Genomic DNA, 16029 nt, shown 5'->3' with positions numbered 1-16029 from the left:
CTCGCAGATCGGGGAAACGAAGCGGACAGTCGCCAATGCTCGAAACGGCGCTACTGGAAGCCGATACGGCCGCTGCCGCCCTGGCGCTGCTGGGGACTGGAACCGCCGCCCTTGAAGTCCTCCTGCATCTGCTCGTAGTACTCACGGATCTCGTCGGTGACGGTCGGTCGGACGTTGTCCATCGCCTGCCGGAAGTGACGCATCTCGACCTCCTCGGCGTCGTCGGCCTCGCGCAGGGCTTCGATGGCGGCCTCGCGGGCGATCGATTCGAGGTCCGAACCGACGAACCCGTCGCTGATCTCGGCCAGCTCACGCAGGCTCACGTCCGGCGAGAGCGGCGTGTCGTCCGTGTGGATCTTGAGGATCTGTTCGCGGCCCTCGACGTCGGGTTCGCCGATCATCACCAGCCGGTCGAACCGGCCCGAGCGGATCAGCGCCGGGTCGATCATGTCCGGGCGGTTGGTCGCGCCGATGACCATGACGTCTTCCATCTCTTCGAGGCCGTCGAGTTCGGTCAGCAGTTGGTTGACCACCCGCTCGGAGACGTTCGAGCCCATGTCCCCACCGCGGCCGGGTGCGAGCGAATCCAGTTCGTCGAAGAAGATCACCGTCGGTGCGACCTGCCGGGCCTTCCGGAAGGTCTGACGGATCGCCTTCTCGCTTTCCCCGACCCACTTGCTGAGCAGTTGCGGACCGCGCACGCTGATGAAGTTGGCGTCGGTCTCGTTGGCGACGGCTTTCGCCATCAGCGTCTTCCCGGTACCGGGTGGACCGTACAGCAGGACGCCGGACGGTGGCGTGACTCCCATCCGCTCGAACTTCTCCGGGGAGTTCATCGGCCATTCGACGGCCTCCTGGACCTCCTGTTTGGCGTCTTCCAGGCCGCCGACGCTGTCCCAGGACATCTTGGGGAGTTCCACCAGCACCTCCCGCATGGCGCTGGGACTCACCTCGTTTAGTGCACCCTTGAAGTCCTCGCGTTTGATGATCATCCGGTCGATGAGGCTCGGCGGGATGTCCTCCTCGTCTAAGTCGATCTCCGGGAGGTACCGGCGCAGGGCCTTCATCGCGGCCTCCTTCGTGAGGCTCTCGATGTCGGCGCCGACGAAGCCGTGGGTCTCGGTCGCCATCTTCGCGAGGTTGACGTCATCCGAGAGCGGCATTCCGCGGGTGTGGATCTGGAGGATCTCCTCGCGGCCGACCTCGTCGGGGACGCCGATCTCGATCTCGCGGTCGAACCGGCCCGGGCGACGCAGTGCGGGGTCGACGCTGTCGACGCGGTTGGTCGCGGCGATGACGATGACCTGGCCCCGCGATTCGAGGCCGTCCATCATCGTCAGCAACTGGGCGACGACGCGGCGCTCGACCTCGCCGGTGACGTCCTCGCGTTTCGGCGCGATGGAGTCCAGTTCGTCGATGAAGATGATCGAGGGCGATTCTTCGCTCGCGTCCTCGAAGATCTCGCGCAACTGCTGTTCGCTCTCTCCGTAGTACTTCGAGATGATCTCCGGCCCGGCGATAGAGAAGAAACTGGCGGAGGTTTCGTTGGCGACGGCCTTCGCGAGCAAGGTCTTGCCGGTCCCGGGCGGGCCGTGTAACAGCACCCCCTGGGGTGGCTCGATACCGAGTTTCTTGAAGATCTGGGGGTGCTTCATCGGCAGCTCGACCATCTCTCGCACCCGTTGGATCTCGTTCTGGAGGCCGCCGATGTCCTCGTACGTGATCCCGCCGCCGGTCTTCTCGAAGCCGCTGATCGGCTCCTCGCGCAGCTCTACCTCGGTGTCCTCGGTGATAAGGCAGACGCCGTCGGGCTCAGTCTCGACGGCGATCAGCGGGATGGCCTGGCCCGGTGAGCGCATGAACGGATGGTTCGTCGAGGACATCACCGGGACGATGTCGCGCTCGACGACCGGGCGCTTGAGGATCTGGCGTTTGACCATCCCCGCGGCGTCGGAGCCGAACTGGACCGACGCTTCCTCGGGCGGTGCCAACACGAGCTTGTCGGCCTTCTCGGCGTCGGCCTTCCGGATGGTCACGCGCTCGCCGATGCCCACATCGGCATTCTGACGCGTGAAGCCATCGATGCGGACGGTGTCGGTGTTCCAGTCCTGCCGGTCGGCGCGCCACACCTTGGCCGCAGTCGTGTCGCTGCCTTCGATCTCGATGATGTCACCGGGTGAGAGCTTGAGATGCAACAGCGTATCGGGGTCGAGCCGGGCGATCCCGCGCCCCGAGTCGTTCGGGTACGCTTTCGCCACTTCCAGTTGGACTTCGTTCATAGTAGAGTGAAGGTAGAGAGAACTCGGGTATCCCGGGAGATATGCTTTATGCTACCGGCGGACAGATCACGTGGCGACGAGTTTTTATGTGGCGTGATACCACAGGTCAGTCGACGCGCAACGGCGTGGCGCTCTCGATCGCTTCGGCGTCGATATCGCCCCGCCGAAGCATCGTCGCCTCGCCGTCCTCGCCCGCTGCCAGCGAGAGGATCGCCGAAGCACGCGTCGTCCCCTGTGGGTCACCGGCCAACACGTAGTCGACAGCGTCACCGACGTGGTCGAGTGCTCGGTCGACCGTGATGAGGGTGTCGTCGTCGACGGTCCCGGACTCGTTCGCCGAGGTCATCGCCAGTGGACCGTCGACGGCCCCCGCCAGGTCACGCCACACTGGGTTCGAGAGACAACCGATCGAAACCGTTCCGTCCATCGAGAGCCGCTCGTGCTGTCCGCTGTCGGCCTGCTCGACGACGAGATTCAGCGGGCCGGGCCAGAACGCCTCGGTCAGCGCGTCGACGACTTCGGGGTCCGGATGCGTGCCGAACGTCCGCCAGTCGTCCGGATCGCGGACGAACAGCGTCAACGGCTTGTGTGTCGGTCGGTCCTTGATCTCGTAGACACGTTCGATCGCGTCGGCGTCGTCGGGATCGACGGTCAGCGCCATGTTCGTGTCGCTTGGCGCGACGACGACACCGCCGTCCGCGATACAGTCCGCGGCAGTCTCGACGCCTTCCGCTGTCGGCTCTAGGACTGGTGCGGTCATACCCCCGGTCCGAGACCGACGGTGATGTCCGTTGCGGTCGGTTGTCACGATTACACACGGGCACGTCGAAAGCCACCGACGGCTGCCGCCATCGCCGTGATTGATAAGGCTGGGTCCGATACCGGGGATATGGTCTTTCTAGTCCCGTTCGACGGATCGCCGCTCGCAAAGGCAGCACTCGACCGTGCAGTCACCTACGGCGCCGCCATGGACACCGATGTCGTCGCGGTCAGTTTCGTCCCGACCGGCTCGGACTACGTTGAGCGTCGTCGTCGCGTCGATCCTCACGAGGATTTCGCCGTCGAGAACGCCGCTAACGACCTCCAGCGAAAGATCGAGGAGACGACTGACGACGCCGAACTGCGCTACGAGGACGCGAGCGCCCAGTCGGCCAGCGAGTTCTCCGAGATGGTGAAACGCGTCGCCCGTGACGTCGACGCGACCGTCGTCTTCCTGGGCAGCGACGACACCGACAACATCGTCGTCCCGGTCGGGGAAGCCGCGGCCGGCGACAGCTACGACGTGCATATCGTCCGGCGTTCCTGAGGGCTTTTTACCGACCGGGGTCACGTTCGGGTATGCGAACACTCGTTTTCGACGGCCGGACGGGAGCCGCCGGCGACATGTTGTTGGGCGCTCTGCTCGCGGCCGGTGCCGACCCGTCCGTACTCGATACGGTCGAGTCCACGCTGTCCGTCGAGTACGCTGTCTCGACGGTCGACCGCGGAGGGATCAGCGCGACCAGTGTCGACGTCCTCCGGACCGACGGGGACGACCACCACGACGATACCGACCACGGCCACAGCCACGCGGAGGGCCACGGTCCACACCGGAGCTATCGGGAGGTCGTCGACATCGTCCAGGGGATGGGGCTCCCGTCGGCTGTCGAGGGAGATGCGCTCGCTGTCTTCGAGATTCTCGGAGAGGCCGAGGCGGCTGTCCACGGGACCGACCTGGCCGAGACACACTTCCACGAGGTCGGCGCCGACGACGCCATCGCCGACGTGGTCGGGACCTGTCTGTTGCTCGCTGATCTCGACGTACAGCGTGTCGTGACGACGCCGCTGTCGGCCGGCGGGGGGACCGTCGAGATGAGCCACGGCACCTATCCGGTTCCGACGCCGGCGGTCGTCGAGATCGCCGAGCGGGCCGACTGGTCGCTCCAGGGCGGCCCGGTCGACGCGGAACTCCTGACGCCGACCGGTGCCGCTCTCCTCGCGCACCTCGCAGACGGTGTCGCGACGCTACCCACACTCCGGGTGGAATCGTCGGGCTACGGTGCGGGCGGACGTGCTCTCGACGACCGTCCCAACGTCCTCCGGGCGACCGTCGGCGATGACGGGGGACGACTCCGCCGCGACGAGATCACCGTCCTGGAGACCAACGTCGACGACGTGGCCCCGGAAGTGCTGGGCGACCTCCAGCGGTCGCTGACGGCGGCCGGTGCACGGGACATTTCGATCCTGCCAACGACGATGAAGAAATCCCGTCCAGGACACCTCGTGAAAGTCGTCTGCAAACCCGAGGATGCCCAGCGGGTGGCCCGCCGTCTCGCCGAGGAGACGGGGACGCTGGGCGTCCGCGAACACGGCGCCGGCCACCGCTGGGTGGCGGACCGCGAGATCGTCACTGTGAGCGTCGAGGTCGGTGGGGAGGAGTACACCGTCGACGTGAAGGTCGCAAGCGACAGCGACGGCGCGATCTACGACGTGAGCGCGGAGTTCGACGACGCCGTCGCAGTCGCCGAGGCGACCGGGCTGTCAGTCCGGGCAGTGAGCGAGCGCGCCGAACGGGCCTTCGAGGAGTAGTCAGGACTCGCCCTCGCGGTGTCGCGCCAGCGCTTCCTCGACGGTCAACTCGCCGACAGCGACCCGTCGGGCGAGCGCGTCGCCGATGGCGCGGTTCGTGTCGCTCTCCTTCCGTGAGCGGTCCTTGATCCGCTGGAGTTCGCCCGCCGTTGGATCGATGTCGCGGCTCTGGATCTCCTCGCCCTCCAGACGGGCGATGTTGACCGCAGCCAGCACGTCACCCATCCCGCGGGCACCGGTACCGAGATACGGCGTGGTCCCCGTCTCGTCGACGAGTTCGATCGGGACGCCCTCGATGTCGTCGATCAGCCGCGAGCCCACGAGCCGCGCGCCGTCCCCGATACGGACCACCGGTTCGACGGCATCCTCGACCTCCCGAGCGACGACTTCGGCCGCTTTCGCGGCAGGAACCTGGAACGCTGCGACGACCGTCTCGCCGTGGAGGACGGCGACGCCGGGCCGCTCGCCGGGGTCGATCCCGACGACCGTCCGCCCGCCTTCCCCGCGGAGCGTCGCCATGACCGCCTCGACCGCTCGCCGTGGCTCCTCGGGGTCCGCCTGGACCACCGGGACGCCGTCGGGGAGTTCGACGCGTTCGCCGGCTGCGATGACTGCGATTGCGGCGTCCTCGGGCCACTCGTCGCCGGGCTCGATGGTCGTGAACTCGGTTCCACGGTCCCGGAGTTCGTTGACGACACCGTGGTACACCTCGAAGTCCTCGGTCGCGACGACGATCACGACCGTAGTTGTCCGGTGACTCACTTACGCGTGCCGGCGTCCGGGGGCGACCGTCCCCGAGGGCTCGATCGTCGGTTCGGGACCGCCGACCTCGGCGCCTCCGACCGTCGGGGCGGGCTCGCCCGGCGTGTCGGCTCGCGACAGCCGAACCGGTCGATCGTTTTTTATATCTACTGTGAACAGTTCCCGGAAATGTCGACGATCGCGGCCGAGCGGGCCGACCGTCGCACCGACGGCACGTTCGCCTTCTCGTTGAGTCTGTACGTCGCGTTGCTGGCCGTCACACCGGTGGTTACGGCGACCGCAGTCTGGGGTGGTGTCGGCGACGACGCAGCCCTCTACGTCGTCGCGCTCCTGGCGATCGCTGTCGTCACCGGCCTCGGCTGGCTCGCGACGTGGCGCCGGACCGGCCTCGCGGTCGCGTTGGGCGGTTCACGCGCCCGCTGGCTCCCGCCGCTGTTGGCGGGCGGGTACGGGATCAGTGCGATCCTGGCAGCGCCCGCGGTCGGCGTACTCGCGCTCGTGGGCTTTTTCTTCGGGCTGCTGGCCGCGGTCGTTCCGGGAATGGCGATGGTGTTCGTCGCACGGTCGCGCTACACCGAGACGCTCCTGGCCGGCGCGATCGAGCACGAGTCGTTCACGGCCGGTTGGCCCGACCGAGCACGCAACCGACTGATCCTGGCGATGCTCCCGGTGTTCATCGTCGGCTGTGTGTGCCTGGGTGCAGTGTTCTGGTTCGAACACAACAGTTGGCTGTTGTCGGTCGGCCAGTTCCTGCTCCCGGCCGCGACGATGCCGTTCAACAGAACGCAGGCACATACCTACACGCTCAGCGACGCCGGTATCGGACGCTCTATTCCGTTCGGAAAGACAGTCACCACCTGGGACCGCTTCGACGCTTACAGCAGTACCGACGAGGCGATCGTCCTCCACCGGCGCTGGGACCTTGACGCACGGTTCGCCTGCGACCAACTGGACGATCCCGAGGCCATCGTCGAAACCATCGACCGGTTTCTCCCTCGGCGGGACTGAGTGTTGCGAGCGTTTTTATCGGGACGCGACCAACGGACGGGCGTGAGCGACCACGTCTCGACCGGCTGCGACCCGGTCGACGAGCTACTGGACGGGGGGTTAGAGCGGGGTGCCGTCACGCAGGTGTACGGTCCGTCGGCCGCCGGGAAGACGAACCTCGGGCTGTCGGCGGCGCTGGAAGTCGCCGCGAGCGGCGACGTCGCGCTGTACATCGACACCGAGGGGTTGTCGGCCGACCGGATGGAACAGATCGCGACCGGCCGGACCAGCGGGACCGACCAGACTGTCGACGACCTGGCCGGGCGACTGATCGTCTCCGAAGCGCTCGACTACGACGAGCAAAGCGAGGCGGTCCAGGACGCCGCCGAGTTCGCCGACGAGGTCGAACTGATCGTCCTCGACAGCGCGACGGGCTTCTACCGGCTCCGCCGGGACGACGAGGACGGCGGGGAGACACTCCGGGATGTCGCCCGCCAGATCACCCATCTCCTCTCGCTGGCCCGCAAACACGATCTCGCGGTACTGTTTACGAATCAGGTCTTTACCGACCCCGACAGCGACCGCTCGACGGCGCTTGGCGGTCACACGCTGAACCACTGGTCCGGTGCGATCGTCCGACTCGAACGGTTCCGTGGTGGGAACCGCCGGGCGACCCTGGAGAAACACCGGGCCAAGCCCGCCGGCGAGACGGCGCAGTTCCGTATCACCGACGCGGGACTGGTCGGAACCGACGATGCGACTCCGGAGTCGCTGCGGTAGTTATATCAGGCTATCCAGGTCGTCGGTGGCGTACTCCTCGATGTCGGTGGTGTTTGCCTCCTGCGAGGCCGCCTCGTCGGCCCGCTGCATGAACTCGTCGACGCGGGAGGAGCGCTCGACACCGGAGACGAGCACCAGCGCCGCGATCTTCTCGGAGTCCATCGGGAAGTCCCCACCGCGGACTTCCATGCTGCCGGTCTCGTCTTCGACCCAGCGGCGCGCGCGCTCGACGCCCTTCCGGGTGAGTCGGTCGGGGTCGCCGGCGATCACTACCAGTGCCGATTCGGCCGCGACGGCGTCGGGCAGACTCATGCTCGTCAGCAGCGCAGAGCGGGTGACGCTCGTGATCGTGTTGACGTTCGCGGTCGTCTCCTCGCTGGCCGGCGCGCTGGCGTAGCCGAGTGCGGAGATACCGCCGCCACGGAGCGTGTTGATGATCTCCGAGGAGTCGACGACGCTCTCGCCGACGCCTTCGACGGCCTCGCCGGCCGCCAGTAGTATGCCGATCCGCTGGGCGATCGCGTCGTTGATGCGCTCGTAGCCGGCGGCGACGCTGTCGCCGCTTGCCCGCCAGGCGTCGTTGTCCACGAGCAGGAGGGAGTCGGCCTCCCGGACAGCGGTCTTCAGGGAGCGGCCGGCGTTTGCCTGGTAGAGCCCGCCCTCGTCCTGGCCGGGGAGGACGCCGAGGACGTAGACGGGGATGTCGTAGATGCGTTTGAGTTCGCGGGCGAGCATCGGTGCGCCGCCGGAACCAGTACCGCCACCCAGGCCGGCGACGATCATGATCGCCTCCGCTTCGGTCGTCAGGCGACCGCCGAGGTCGTCCATGACCTCGGTCGCGTTCTCCTGCATGATCTGTGCGCCGAGTTCGTTGTCTCCGCCGACGCCGTGGCCTTTCACGCGGTCCTGGCCGATCAACATCGTGTCGATGTCGAGGTTCTGGAGGTCGGCACGCGCAGTGTTGACCGCGAGCGCGCCACAGACGGCGTCGAATCCCATCTGGTGGTCGAATTCGGCGAGGGCCTGGCTGAGTTTCCCGCCAGCCTGGCCGACGCCTATCAGGGCGACTTTCATACGCGACTAGTCGGCAGGCCAACTAATCAACGTTGTCCATCCGCTCACTCGAACGCGAGCGTGTAGATGCGTTTGCGGGCGTCCGAAAAGGAGAACCGCGAGTGGACGACGCCGACTTCTTCGAGCCGGTTTAGCGCGTATCTGACCGTCCGGGGCGGCAGCATCGTCTCCTCGGCGAGTTGACTCTGGGTCAACGTCCCGTTGTACTCTAGGACTTTCGCGACGAGCTTCGCGCTCGGCGGAAGGTCGCTGACGGCGTCCCAGCCTGCCTGTTCGGTCTCCTCGGTAACCTCTACCTGTGCAGCGTCTGGTGCACTCATGATACCGTCCCTTTCGGATACAAGATGATAATATTTACTGTTCCAATTTATGCCCATCAGGAATCTATAGGCAATATATACCCCGAAGCAGCGAGCCCAAGCCCCCCGAAAGTTTACGAGCGAGAGCCTCGCTGTATATGGTGTGGACGAAGTCGAGGTCAGCACGGTCGTCTACGTGCCGGCGGAGGAGATCTACGAGTTCCTCCTGGACTTTCCGGGCTACGCACGGTACTCGGAGTACATCGACCGCGTCGAGCAGGACGGCGACGGGACTCCGGGCACGCGGTACGACCTCGTGTTCTCGTGGTGGAAACTCTCCTACACCGCCCGCTCGGAGGTGACCGGTGTCGAGCGACCGACCCGTATCGATTGGCGCATCGTCAAAGACATCGACGCCGACGGCTACTGGGCGGTCGATCCCGACCCCGAAGACGCGCCGGCCGACGTCGAGGACGCCTCGCGTGTCGTCCTCCGGATCGCGTTCGACCCGGACTCGGCGTCCTCGGACGCCGTCGACCTCCCGCGGCTGGTGTCGATGGAGTGGGTCATCGAGAAGGTAAAACCGCTCATCGAGAAAGAGGCACAGCGGATCGTCGAACGCGTCGTCGCGGATATCGAAGGACAGCGCCGGGACGTGGAGCTGGAGATCCACACCGGACCGAGTTCGGTCTGACCTACTCTGGGGTCTCGTAGTTCCCGCCGTAGCGCATGAAGATGTACGCCATCCCGAGCGTCGCGACCAGCACCGACGAGGTGGCGACACCGAGCATCTTCGCGCTGCCGGGGACCTCCGGCGGCCCGGAGGAACCGCCGCCACCGCCGGTGCTCTGGGTGGGGTAGTCCGTCCCGACGACGACGGCCCCCTTCATCCCCAGGGATTCGTGTGGGACACAGATGTACGGGTAGATGCCGTCCTCCTCGAAGGTGTACTCGTAGTTGACGCCGCTCTGGGCAACTGCAGATCCGGAGTCGAGTGGGCCGCCCTCGGCAGAGACGACGTTGTGTCCGCCGCCGTTGCCGGTCCACTCCCACTGGACGGTCGCGCCGTTGTCGACGTGGATCGCTGCCGGGCCGAAGCCGTACGCGCCGCCGTTGGCTTCGACGCCGACCTCGACTGTCGCCGAGTCCTGTCCGGTCGCGTCGGTGACCGACCCCTCGAAGTTCCCGACCTGGTCGAGGAAGCCGCCGAAGTCCGGCGGTCCGCCGCCTCCGCCACCGCCGCTGTCGGTTCCCTCTTCCTGTGCAACAGCGGTGCCTGCAGCGGCCGACGCTGCCGTCGCCCCTGCGGCCGTCTGCAGGAAGGCCCGGCGGGACACGTCTGCACTACCGTCTGTCATACGCGGACTGTTAGGGGGTCCCCGTCCTGAATATGTCGGTTTCGAGTCGCTCCCGCCGGCCGGTTTCGCAACTGTTTTTCACGGCCACTGCATAACTGCGGTGATGACTCAGCAGGATCACACAACCGACCCAGTAGTGCGTTCAGAGGAGATGCCGATGCTCGGACTGGGTACCTGGCAGAACGACGACCCCAGTCAGTGCGCCGACAGTATCAGGACTGCTCTCGACGTGGGCTACCGACACGTCGACACTGCACAGGCCTACGGGAACGAGGCCGCCGTCGGCGACGGGATCGCCGCGGCCGACGTCGACCGGGAAGACGTCTTCCTCGCGACGAAGGTCTGGATCTCGAACCTCGCCGACGACGACGTGCTCTCGACGGTCGAGGAGAGCCTCGACGACCTAGGGGTCGAGAGCGTCGACCTGCTCTACGTCCACTGGCCCGCGAACACGTACGATCCCGAGTCGACGCTCGCCGCGTTCGACGAACTCCACGACCGCGGCGCGATCGATCGGGTGGGCGTCTCGAACTTCGAACCCCATCACGTCGAGACGGCGATCGATCACCTGGATGCCCCGCTGTTCGCGAACCAGGTCGAGATGCATCCGTTCCTCCAGCAGGAGGAGCTCCGGGCGCATGCCGACGAACACGGGTACGAAATGGTCGCGTACTCGCCGCTGGCTCGCGGGGAGGTGTTCGGCCACGACGTACTCGCCGACATCGCAGCCGCTCACGACGCCAGCGAGGCCCAGGTCAGCCTCGCCTGGCTCCGCGAGAAGGGCGTGACCGCGATCCCGAAAGCCACGGGTCGGGACCACATCGTGGACAACTTCGGGAGCCTCGGGTTGACGTTGACCGACGCGGAGATCGACCGGATCGACGACATCGAGGTGACCGACCGTCGGATCAACCCGGATTTCAGCCCGGACGCCTGGAACTAAACCGGAACGAACCGGCCGTCTGTCGGCTGTCTAACCGGAGAGGCGGGGCCTCAAAACTTTAACCACGGTGGAGCGAAACCACCGCGTATGTCCGTCGGGAGTCAGGGGGTCGTCGGGGGCATCCGTATCGATCTGAAACGGTTACACGAGACGTGGATGGAGTTGCTCTACCCGCGACAGCGCGATGCTGGCGATACGGTGCTCGGTACCTGGACCCCCGATTCGCAGTTCGGGATGGTGTTGTACCGGCTCTGGTCGGGACTGGGTGTCCCGGTCATCGCACTGGTGTATCCGCTGGTGCTGTTCGGCGTCGTCGTCCGCTATCAGGCCCGGCGGATCGACGGGACCGCGACCCGTATCGGCCTCGTCGGCGTTGTCCTCCTCTCGGTCCTCGCCTGGGGCGGGTTGACGGCGCTGGCCCGGTTGCAGTTCGATCTCTCGACCGGCGAACTGGCTGCCGTCGCGGCTGCCGGCGGTGTGGCGACCGTCTCGGCCGCGCTCGCCGTGGGTACCCGCTCGGTCGGTGGCCGAGTGACGACGGTCCTGTTCTCCTACCCGTTCGCCGTGACGGCTATCTTCCTTCCGCCGGTCGTCGCGGCACTGTACTCGACGGTAGCCCCGCAGGTCGCACTCTCCGTCAGTGATACGCTCTCGCGGTGGCTCCTGTTCGACGTGCTGGGTCGGCAACACGCGGTCTCGCAGTTCTTCATCGAGAACTTCGAGCGCCAGGGCCTGGCCTACGTCCTCATCTGGCTGGGTATCTCGATCCCGCTTGGGTGGCTACTGGGACTGTTGGTGACGCTCGCGGATCTGGTCCGACCGAAGGACTGAACCCGAACGGGGGATCGACCACGACAGTTACGGGTCTGTGGCTCTAACCGCCGCCCGTTATGCAATTCGACTTCGCGCGCTCGGTGGTTCCACTCGTCGCGATCGTCGCCGTCGCGACTGTCGCGCTCACGACCGTGATGACTCCCTCGACAGTCTTTATGATGGTCCTGCCCTCGATGATCGTCTTCTCGGTCATCGCGTTCTTCCTCGGGATGAAAAACGGCGAGTACCGCGCCTCACACTGATACGTCGGCGGGCCGAATCACGCGTTCTTCCGGGACCGACTCGTCGACAGCGACGGCCACGTCTGCGACCTCGTCGCTGTCCCGCCCCAGCAGGACCGTTCCGCCGGCCCGCATCGGTGCGAGCACGCCGGCGACGAGCGCGCCAGCGGTCGTGATCGGCGCCCGCAGCGCGACCGTCGTCCCCTCGTCGATGTCGGAGTCGGCGGCGACGCGTTCGCTGGCCGCGAGCAACGCCCCGTGGGTGTAGGTCTCGTCGGCCGCGAGCGCCGGATCGTCGGGGGCTAACTCGGCCGGCGGGGCTAGCGGGTTCTCGCTCCACAACTCCCGCTCGAACTGGGCGACCGTCGGGTCGTCGCTGGGGCCGCCGTACGCCAGCGCCTTCGTTCCCGGACCGAGTTCGTAGCGGTCGAGCCACGCCGCCGGTGCGACGAGCGCGGTCGCGTCGACGGCGCCGGGCGGGTCCACGTCGACGACGGCACCGTCCAGCGCCGCGGCGAGAAACGCCAATACGGCGTCCGGGGCCTCCCGGAGATAGCCGGGTTCGTCTCGCTCGGTCGGGTTCTTGGGTCCCACGACGACGGCCACCCGCATCCCCTCGCGGACACCGTAGTGGCGCAGGAGGTTCCCCCCCTTCCAGACGTTCGTCCCGAAGTCGGTGTAGCTGTAGGGAGCACTCCGCTCGGGAGCAGTGAACAGGACGCCCTCGCGTTCGCGGGCCGCGGCGACGAGGTCTCCGAGTGTCTGCATGGATTCGGGTAGGAACCGCTCGGGCAAAAACCGGCCGGAAACCGCAACGCCGATAGGACAGCCCTGATCCGTTCCGCTATGGACGAACAGGACCGAGTCGCGGCCTTCGTCGACGACAACGACCTCTCGGCACCGCCAGCCTACCGACTGCTCGATCTGGCCTCGGAACTGGGCGAGGTCGCGAAGGAGCTCAACGAGTCGACGGCCTACGGGAGCGACCCCGAGCGTGCGGCCGTCGCCGAGGACGAACTCGGGGACACGCTGTTCGCGCTGCTTGCGCTGTGTTCGGAACTGGACGTCGACGCCGGCGAGGCGTTGGAGACGGCGCTGGCGAAATACGAGTCGCGCCTCGACGACGCGGAAACGCCGGCCAGCGGAGAGTAAGCAGGATCGGACCTGACCCGGCAGAGCGCTACAGCGAGTTCTTCAGTTTCTCGAAGAACCCTTCCTCGACCTCGACCTCCTCGCCGCCGGCCTCGGCGAACTGTTCGAGGGCCTCCTTCTGTTCGCCGTTGAGCGAATCCGGGGTGACGACCTGGACCTGGACGTAGAGGTCTCCTTGGCCCCGTCGGCGCAGACGCGGCATCCCCTTGCCCTCCAGACGGAACACCTCGCCGCTCTGGGTCCCGTTGGGAACGTCGACCTCGACCTCGCCGTCCAGCGTCGGCACCGTGATGGTGTCCCCGAAGACAGCCTGGGGGAACGAGATCGGGTGTTGATACGAGAGGTCGTCGCCATCGCGTTCGAAGTCGGGGTGGTCGCGGACGGTGACCTCGATGAGCAGATCGCCGTTGGGACCGCCGCGTTCGCCCGGCGCGCCCTCTCGTTCCATCCGCATCGTCTGCCCGTCGGCGATCCCTGCCGGGATCTCGACTTCCAGACTGGCCTCGTTGTTGACGACGCCGTTGCCGCCACAGGTCGAACACGTCTCGTCGTACAGCGTGCCATCGCCCTCACAGCGCCGGCAGGTCGCCGTCTGCTGGACCCGCCCCATGGGGGTCTGCTGGACGCGCGTGGTCTGGCCCTGGCCGTTACACTCCGGACAGGTCTCCGAGTCAGTTCCTGGCGGATGTCCTTTCCCGTCGCAGTCGTCACACTGCTCGGGCCGGGTGACGGTCAGTTGTTTCGTCGCGCCCTCGTAGGCCTCTTCGAGGTCGATCTCCATGCGCGTCTGGAGGTCCTGACCCTGTCGCGGGCGGTTCCCGCCGCCGCGGCCGCCACCGCCGCCGAAGAACTGATCGAAGATGTCCTGCATGTCGAAGCCGCCGGCGCCGCCGAACGGGTCCCCGCCCATCCCGCCGCGGCCGCCGGCGCCGCCGGCACCGCCGCGCTTCTCGGCCTGCTCGAAGCGTTCGTGGCCCATCTGGTCGTACATCTGGCGCTTCTCCTCGTCGGTCAGGACCTCCTTTGCCTTCTTGGCCTGCTTGAACTTCTCTTCGGCGTTGGGGTCGTCGCTGACATCCGGATGATACTCTCTGGCCTTCTCCCGATACGCCTCCTTGATCTCGTCTTCAGAGGCGTCCTGCGAGACGCCCAGTATCTCGTAGAAGTCCTGGCTCATTCGTTGTTGTGGGATATACGGTTGACGTACTTGAAAAGAACGGGTCCGGGACGGACCGTCTACTCCGTTCTGACTCGGAACTCATCGAACGCCGCGGCGACGTCCGGACCGGTGGTCGTCGTCTTCGTCCGCAACTGGAGTTGAACGGGCCGGTCGGTCCAGTCCGCCGTCGTCTCGTACGTCCCGGTCGCGCCGTCGACGGTCGCAGTCACCGTCTCCGCCGACACGGACAGTGTTAGCGACGACCAGTCGGTCCCGACCGTCCGGGGGAGGGAGGTCCACCCGGTCACTGACCCGCTCTCTCCGACCCACTCCTGTATCTTGACGGCGTTTCCCGACTGCATCGGTCCGACCGCAACCTTCGCGAAGGAGTCGGGATCGACCAACGCTAGGCTGAAGTTCGCACCCCCACCGCCTTCGACGACGTACCGGCCAGACACTGACGCCGATACCTCCCCGCAGAACCGCGCCCGCGACCGGAGTACGGACTCGAAGTCGCTGCTCCGTGCGCGTAGCAAGACGCCGTAGTCGCCGGAACGGGCGTGTTCCGTCATCCGTTCGACGCTGTATCCGGACGACTGGAACCGATCGTCGAGCGGTCGCTCGAAGCCCGATTCGAACGCGGACAGACAACCGCCAGATCCCGTCGTCCCCGCCCCTTCGTCGTCGGTCGGCACGGGAGTCACGGGTGTTCCCTGTGGGGCCGGTGTCGAGGTCCGGTCTACCGGGTCCGGCGGGCCGCCCAGCGGCCAGTCGAACTCGATGTCGCTTCTCGGGTTCGAGACGTACTCGGCGACCCCGGCGAGGGCAAGCCCGCCGATACCCGCCAATACCGCACGTCTCGTCCGCTCGCCCCCGACCATACCGCCCCGTCTCGACCCAATCACCTAAGTGTCACGTCGCCTCCTGGGACCGCGGGGCTTATTTCGGAGCCTGCGGAGTACCGAACGATGACACGGCGACCGTCGGCTGACCGGGGTGGGATCACTGCTGAGCGGCTGGCCATCTGGACGCTGGCGGGACTGGCCATCGCTGGCCTCGCCGCATTGGCCGTCGGTCCCGGCGCCGACCTCCGGACCTCGGCGCCCGATATCACCGTCGAAACCGCATTCGACGCCGAGACCGGATCGGTAACGCTCACTCACGCCGGCGGCGACCGGCTGACCGGGGCCAGTACCCACAGGCTCTCTGTCGTCCTGACTGACGCCGATAGAAACGCCACGACGACCGTTGTCTGGGCCGACGGCTCCCAGCTACCGGTCGAACAGGGGGAGTCGTTCACCGTCGACGACCCACGCGTCGACAGCGACGGGGACGGTGACTACCTCGACAGTGACGCCTCTGTCGGATTCTATCTCGAAGCCGGCGATACCGTCGCCGTCGTCTGGACCGGTCGGCCGCTCGGCGCTCCGGACGAGCGATCCATCACCGTCGGCGAGGTGACGCTGACCGACGACGACTGACCTCCCGTCGTCTCACTGAATCGGAATCAGCGACCCGCTATCCCGGTGTATCGTCGACTCACACATGCCGACAGACGAACCCTGTCGGCATCTCTCCCGCTGGCCGATCCGGCATCCGCCGGCTATCGGATC

At 66.7% G+C, this 16029-nt stretch carries 19 protein-coding genes; 10 read left to right on the top strand and 9 right to left on the bottom strand.

Going from position 1 to position 16029, the window contains the following annotated elements:
- Positions 1-50 precede the first annotated feature (50 nt).
- Positions 51-2279, bottom strand: a complete 2229-nt coding sequence (locus tag VJ109_RS01685; RefSeq protein WP_324758545.1) for a CDC48 family AAA ATPase — start codon at positions 2277-2279, stop codon at positions 51-53.
- Between the two features lie 106 nt (positions 2280-2385).
- Complete coding sequence (locus VJ109_RS01680) at positions 2386-3039, bottom strand: L-threonylcarbamoyladenylate synthase (RefSeq protein WP_324758543.1); 654 nt, start codon at positions 3037-3039, stop codon at positions 2386-2388.
- Positions 3040-3168: 129 nt separating this feature from the next.
- Between VJ109_RS01680 and VJ109_RS01675 the strand changes: the two genes are divergently transcribed.
- Together VJ109_RS01675 and larC are read left to right on the top strand one after the other, a co-directional pair.
- Positions 3169-3585: a universal stress protein gene (locus VJ109_RS01675; protein ID WP_324758541.1), complete on the top strand. Its 417-nt coding sequence runs from the start codon at positions 3169-3171 to the stop codon at positions 3583-3585.
- Positions 3586-3617: 32 nt separating this feature from the next.
- Positions 3618-4847 carry a nickel pincer cofactor biosynthesis protein LarC gene (gene larC, locus VJ109_RS01670; RefSeq protein ID WP_324758539.1) on the top strand — a complete coding sequence of 410 codons (1230 nt, stop codon included), beginning with the start codon at positions 3618-3620 and terminating at the stop codon, positions 4845-4847.
- On the opposite strand, the gene VJ109_RS01665 is transcribed toward larC, so the two are convergent.
- On the bottom strand, positions 4848-5585 hold the full coding sequence (locus tag VJ109_RS01665) for a hypothetical protein (RefSeq protein WP_324760376.1): 738 nt from the start codon (positions 5583-5585) through the stop codon (positions 4848-4850).
- A 192-nt stretch (positions 5586-5777) separates the two neighbouring features.
- Between VJ109_RS01665 and VJ109_RS01660 the strand changes: the two genes are divergently transcribed.
- Both VJ109_RS01660 and radB read left to right on the top strand, forming a co-directional pair.
- Positions 5778-6617: a hypothetical protein gene (locus VJ109_RS01660; RefSeq protein WP_324758537.1), complete on the top strand. Its 840-nt coding sequence runs from the start codon at positions 5778-5780 to the stop codon at positions 6615-6617.
- Positions 6618-6659: 42 nt separating this feature from the next.
- Positions 6660-7376: a DNA repair and recombination protein RadB gene (radB, locus tag VJ109_RS01655; RefSeq protein ID WP_324758535.1), complete on the top strand. Its 717-nt coding sequence runs from the start codon at positions 6660-6662 to the stop codon at positions 7374-7376.
- Here radB and VJ109_RS01650 read toward each other — a convergent pair whose 3' ends face one another.
- Positions 7377-8450 (bottom strand): tubulin/FtsZ family protein, encoded by a 1074-nt coding sequence (locus VJ109_RS01650; RefSeq protein ID WP_324758533.1) that lies wholly within the window; start codon positions 8448-8450, stop codon positions 7377-7379.
- A 44-nt stretch (positions 8451-8494) separates the two neighbouring features.
- Entirely contained in the window at positions 8495-8770 is a 276-nt protein-coding gene (locus VJ109_RS01645) for a MarR family transcriptional regulator (RefSeq protein WP_324758531.1), read from the bottom strand.
- A gap of 142 nt (positions 8771-8912) precedes the next feature.
- On the opposite strand from VJ109_RS01645, the gene VJ109_RS01640 reads away from it, so the two are divergent.
- The gene (locus tag VJ109_RS01640) at positions 8913-9443 is read left to right on the top strand and encodes an SRPBCC family protein (RefSeq protein ID WP_324758530.1); all 531 of its coding nucleotides are present in this window, start codon (positions 8913-8915) and stop codon (positions 9441-9443) included.
- Between the two features lies 1 nt (position 9444).
- On the opposite strand, the gene VJ109_RS01635 is transcribed toward VJ109_RS01640, so the two are convergent.
- Entirely contained in the window at positions 9445-10107 is a 663-nt protein-coding gene (locus VJ109_RS01635; RefSeq protein ID WP_324758529.1) for a halocyanin domain-containing protein, read from the bottom strand.
- A gap of 151 nt (positions 10108-10258) precedes the next feature.
- Between VJ109_RS01635 and VJ109_RS01630 the strand changes: the two genes are divergently transcribed.
- The 3 genes from VJ109_RS01630 to VJ109_RS01620 all read left to right on the top strand — a co-directional run bounded on the left by VJ109_RS01630 (position 10259) and on the right by VJ109_RS01620 (position 12126).
- Entirely contained in the window at positions 10259-11050 is a 792-nt protein-coding gene (locus tag VJ109_RS01630; protein WP_324760375.1) for an aldo/keto reductase, read from the top strand.
- Between the two features lie 87 nt (positions 11051-11137).
- Positions 11138-11881: a hypothetical protein gene (locus VJ109_RS01625; RefSeq protein ID WP_324758527.1), complete on the top strand. Its 744-nt coding sequence runs from the start codon at positions 11138-11140 to the stop codon at positions 11879-11881.
- A 59-nt stretch (positions 11882-11940) separates the two neighbouring features.
- The gene (locus tag VJ109_RS01620) at positions 11941-12126 is read left to right on the top strand and encodes a DUF7333 family protein (protein ID WP_324758526.1); all 186 of its coding nucleotides are present in this window, start codon (positions 11941-11943) and stop codon (positions 12124-12126) included.
- On the opposite strand, the gene VJ109_RS01615 is transcribed toward VJ109_RS01620, so the two are convergent.
- Positions 12118-12873, bottom strand: a complete 756-nt coding sequence (locus VJ109_RS01615) for a hypothetical protein (RefSeq protein WP_324758524.1) — start codon at positions 12871-12873, stop codon at positions 12118-12120. The two genes, VJ109_RS01620 and VJ109_RS01615, sit on opposite strands and share 9 nt — an antisense overlap.
- Positions 12874-12951: 78 nt before the next feature.
- On the opposite strand from VJ109_RS01615, the gene VJ109_RS01610 reads away from it, so the two are divergent.
- Complete coding sequence (locus tag VJ109_RS01610) at positions 12952-13257, top strand: MazG-like family protein (RefSeq protein ID WP_324758522.1); 306 nt, start codon at positions 12952-12954, stop codon at positions 13255-13257.
- Between the two features lie 28 nt (positions 13258-13285).
- On the opposite strand, the gene dnaJ is transcribed toward VJ109_RS01610, so the two are convergent.
- Complete coding sequence (gene dnaJ / locus VJ109_RS01605; RefSeq protein ID WP_324758521.1) at positions 13286-14434, bottom strand: molecular chaperone DnaJ; 1149 nt, start codon at positions 14432-14434, stop codon at positions 13286-13288.
- A gap of 59 nt (positions 14435-14493) precedes the next feature.
- A complete protein-coding gene (locus VJ109_RS01600) occupies positions 14494-15297 on the bottom strand; it encodes a hypothetical protein (protein WP_324758520.1) in 804 nt (267 codons plus the stop codon).
- An 87-nt stretch (positions 15298-15384) separates the two neighbouring features.
- Between VJ109_RS01600 and VJ109_RS01595 the strand changes: the two genes are divergently transcribed.
- Complete coding sequence (locus VJ109_RS01595) at positions 15385-15897, top strand: hypothetical protein (RefSeq protein WP_324758519.1); 513 nt, start codon at positions 15385-15387, stop codon at positions 15895-15897.
- Positions 15898-16029: the final 132 nt, after the last annotated feature.

The sequence above is a fragment of the Haloarcula montana genome, from assembly GCF_035666295.1.
GTDB classification, from domain to species: domain Archaea; phylum Halobacteriota; class Halobacteria; order Halobacteriales; family Haloarculaceae; genus Haloarcula; species Haloarcula montana.
Note: the sequence above shows the minus strand (reverse complement) of the source record. Positions and strands in the feature narration are given on the sequence as shown.